Here is a 4086-nt window from a genome sequence, read left to right on the forward strand (position 1 = left end):
TGAACCGGCCATGATCATCGTGATGGGGGTTGTGGTGGGACCGATCGGGTTGTCACTGCTCCTGCCTATCTTCAGCCTGAGCCGCCCCGCATAGCATCGCAAGTCGGTAGAGTTTTTGAAGGACAGTTATTTGGGTAATGGTGGCTAAAAACGGCAGCGCAGACTTCGACTGCGCTGCCTGGACGCAACGACAATTCGTGATACGGCGGGGTTGGTGTTATTGCCGGCGGAAATTTTCGCGGAGCGGTTCAGAACCATGCGGCGGTAAACCCGCCATCCACATAGAAGGCGGCGCCTGTGATGTAGCTTCCGGCTTTAGGCGAAAGTAGAAGCAGGGCCGCTCCGATGAGTTCATGCGGTTCCCCGAAACGATGCATTGGGGTGCCGCTGATGATGTTCCGTACACGCTCTTCGTCGAGGAGTTTACGATTTTGCTCCGCCGGAAAGAATCCGGGGCAAATAGCGTTGACACGGATTCCTTTATCGCCGAATTCGTTGGCTATGTTCTTTGTCAGATTGACCACACCAGCCTTAGACGCGGCGTAGGCGAATACTTTTGACAAAGGCAGGAACGATGTGACCGATCCAATGTTCAAAATCGAACCGCCTCCGGCGGAAAGCATGTGGCGGATAAAGACCTGGCAGGCCTCGAACACGCCTTTCAGATTGACGGCCATTATTTTGTCCCACATTTCGGGACTGGCATCCAGAAAAGAACTTCCCGCGTTGATCCCCGCACAATTGACCAGGATTTCCACGCGTCCCTTGATTTTTAAGGCAAATTCCAGGAGATCCTCAATGGAGCGGCGGTTGGTTACATCAACCAGACAATAGCTTACACGGTCTCCGAACTGTTTGAGTTTCTCAACACGCTTCTGACAGGCCTCCTCGGAGAGATCGGCCACGACGACGTGGGCGCCTGCCCGCATGATTCCCTCGCAGAGGGCTCCACCCAGTTCACCGGCGCCGCCGATGACGACGGCGACCTGACCATGAAGTCCGAAAAGATCTTCCAGGTATTCAGCAGTAGTCATAGGATTACTCCTGCTTTTTTCAATTTTCGCTGGTCAAAAGAGGTTAGCGGAGACTATTCTGCACTTTCCTTCGGTGTTTTGCGTTCAGAGAGCCAATCGGTATGGAAGGGGCCCTCTCCGGGCTTGTCGACGCGCTCGTAGGTGTGCGCTCCAAAGTAATCCCTTTGAGCCTGGATCAGATTGGCTGGCAACACGGCGGATCGGTAGCCGTCATAATAGGTCAGGGCAGTGGCAAACGCGGGGATCGGGATCCCCAATTGCACGGCGACTGTTACGACGTGCCGCCACGCCGATTGGGCCTTTTCCACTGCCTGGCGGAAATAAGGCGCCAGGAGGAGGTTTTCCAGTTGGGGATTTTCGTCAAATGCCTCTTTGATGCGTTCGAGGAATACAGCGCGGATGATGCAACCGCCTCGCCAGAGCATGGCAATGCTGCCGAAGTTGAGTGGCCATTTGTATTCCCTGGCCGCCTCGCGGAGCTGAACGAATCCCTGCGCGTAACTGACGATCTTGGATGCGTAGAGCGCCTGCCGGATTTCTTCAATGAAGGCCTGTCGGTCCCCGTCATATCGCCCGCCCTTGGGACCATGCAAGATTTCCGCGGCGCGAACGCGTTCGGATTTTAGTGCGGAAAGATTTCGCGCATGGACCGCTTCTGTGACCAGAGTGCTGGGAATTCCGAGGTCGAGGGCGTCCTGGCTCATCCATTTACCGGTGCCCTTGGCGCCTGCTTTATCGAGGATCAGGTCCACAAGATACTGACCGGTTTCTTTGTCAATGACGCTGAAAATATCGCGAGTAATTTCGATGAGATAGCTGTTAAGTTCTCCCCGATTCCATTGATCGAAGATGTCGTACAATTCTTCGTTGGAAGCGCCGAGGGCATGTTTGAGGAGCCAGTAAGCTTCGGCGATCAACTGCATGTCGCCATATTCGATCCCGTTATGGACCATTTTGACATAGTGACCGGCGCCGCGCGGTCCCACCCAATCGCAGCAGGGAATATCCTTGTTGGGGCCGACTTTGGCTGCGATGGCCTGAAAGATCGGTTTGACGAAAGGCCAGGCTTTTTCGCTGCCGCCTGGCATCAGGCTGGGCCCTTTGAGCGCACCTTCTTCGCCACCCGACACGCCGGTTCCAATGTAGAGAAGGTTTTTGGATTCCACGTACTGGGTGCGGCGCTCGGTGTCAGCGAAATGGGTGTTACCACCGTCGATCAGGATATCCCCGGGTTCCAGAAGGGGGATGAGGTGCTCAATGAGATCATCCACAGCAGGGCCGGCTTTGACCATCATCATGACCTTGCGGGGCCGGGCAAGCGCTTTGACGAGTTCTTCCAGCGTCCGGCAACCCACAATACGTTTACCCTTCGCCGGACCCTCAATAAATTTTTCCATTTTTTCGGTGGTGCGGTTGTACACGGCCACTTTGTAGCCGCGACTTTCGATGTTCAGGGCCAGGTTACGGCCCATGACTTCCAGCCCAATGACCGCAATGTCGCACAAATCGCTCATCTTCGCGTCCTCGCTGAGATTTCGGTGAATTCTTGCTGAATACAACAAGAATCAACTGTAACCTATTTATCGATTACTGAGCAACTTTTTGTCGTTTAGTTTTGGGAAATAAACAGCTCTGTTTAGACACGCGTCATGCGTCCGGTTCTTCAATCCAGGGTGGATTCGCTGGTAAAGCGCGATCAAAGTCCGCGATCAGTTGGGATTGATACTCGCCGCCAAAGGTTCCGTTAATGAAGTGATCAATTCCCCGTTTGAAGAATTCCTCCCAGCTCTGCTCTTCTTTACCGGGGTTAATTGGGAAGAAGAGTGCCGAGTTGGCCTCTGCTGCTTTCTGGTCTCCGGGGGCATCGCCCACCATTAGCGTATGCCCTGGCGGGTACTGGCTGCCCAGTGCGAGAAAATCTTTTTTCGTGCCGCTTTCCTGGCCGAGAATGGCCCGCACGTATTGGTCCAATCCGTGCTCCGCCCATTCCCGTTTGAGTGCTTCTTCCGGAGTGGCGGAGACCACGATGATGTCGGCCACCTGACAAAGTCGTTCGAGACTCTCTCGAACGTAGGGGAACGGGGGCACGCCCTTGACCATCCACTCAACGGTTCGATTCACAGCTCGCGACCATTCAAGGGCCTGCTTCAGGTCTTCATCACCGGTCGCCTTAACGGCTTCCTCGAGCGCCGGATTGCCTAGCTTTTTTTCCTTTTTTATCCATTCCTTCAGTGATTCCGGAACTCGAATCTGCACCTGACGCGCTTTTACTTCCGGCCTGCGACGGAGACGTTCGAGGGTCTCTATGAGTGCCGGAAATCGATTTATTCCCCGGCTTTTTGAATATAGATTGACGAATTCTGCAACTTCGCGAGCGTATTTGCTCACACCCTGAAGGTTGTAGTAGTAAATGATGTTTGGAATGAAACACTCCTTGTGTTTCAATTCCATCGTGTCAAATGCGCAACCGTCCGAATCAATACCTACAAGGAAATCTTTTTGTCGGGTGAACGAGATCATGTCACTCCCTGCTGCTCAAAAGATGTTGGCACGTGGTTTAACTGGTTCCTTTCCTCCGCAAAAGCGTCAGCTTTTTCGGGCCCGGTCGGCCTGAGGAATGTAAGACGGCAATTTCTTCTCGGCGAAAATGGGTTGAAGGCGAGTGAGTCGCTGCCTGCCATCGATCATGGGGAGAGTGAGCATATCGTCGCCAATAAGTGGCCGGGCGTAACGAATAAAGTCGTCGGTGACATCGTTTCCGCTCGGGGCGATCCACTGTTTGGGGAATTTGCGTTCGCTGTTGGCCACCACTTTCAGGGGCACTTTGTCGTAGCGGACCGTGTAAACAGGGCCTGGATTCCGAAGGATGGTGGCCATAAACCCGGATTCTCCCCGGGCCGCCAGAAGCGCCGCCTGCTGGCCGACCTTGTAAGCCTCTTCCAGGTCCACGGTGGAGGCGTAGGCCATCGAATGCCTCTGGTCCGTGCCCGGGACGTTGCCGCGTGCGGCCCCTTTGGTGGGAAGTCCTTTTTCATTCAAATAGTTTACCAGG

The 4086-nt window shown here is 54.3% G+C and carries 3 protein-coding genes and 1 pseudogene; all 4 read right to left on the reverse strand.

The genetic code is table 11. From position 1 onward, the window contains the following. Nucleotides 1-248 precede the first annotated feature (248 nt). The gene (locus tag H5U08_RS11790; RefSeq protein WP_297033241.1) at nt 249-1034 is read right to left on the reverse strand and encodes an SDR family oxidoreductase; all 786 of its coding nucleotides are present in this window, start codon (nt 1032-1034) and stop codon (nt 249-251) included. Between the two features lie 53 nt (nt 1035-1087). Next, the gene (gene gnd / locus H5U08_RS11795) at nt 1088-2548 is read right to left on the reverse strand and encodes a decarboxylating NADP(+)-dependent phosphogluconate dehydrogenase (protein ID WP_297033243.1); all 1461 of its coding nucleotides are present in this window, start codon (nt 2546-2548) and stop codon (nt 1088-1090) included. 133 nt (nt 2549-2681) lie between these two features. Next, a complete protein-coding gene (locus H5U08_RS11800) occupies nt 2682-3554 on the reverse strand; it encodes an HAD hydrolase-like protein (protein WP_297033245.1) in 873 nt (290 codons plus the stop codon). A gap of 66 nt (nt 3555-3620) precedes the next feature. Further along, nucleotides 3621-4086, reverse strand: a pseudogene (locus tag H5U08_RS11805) (6-phosphofructokinase); the annotation flags it as partial.

Source organism: Thermogutta sp. (assembly GCF_014359955.1).
Classification (GTDB): Bacteria; Planctomycetota; Planctomycetia; order Pirellulales; family Thermoguttaceae; genus Thermogutta.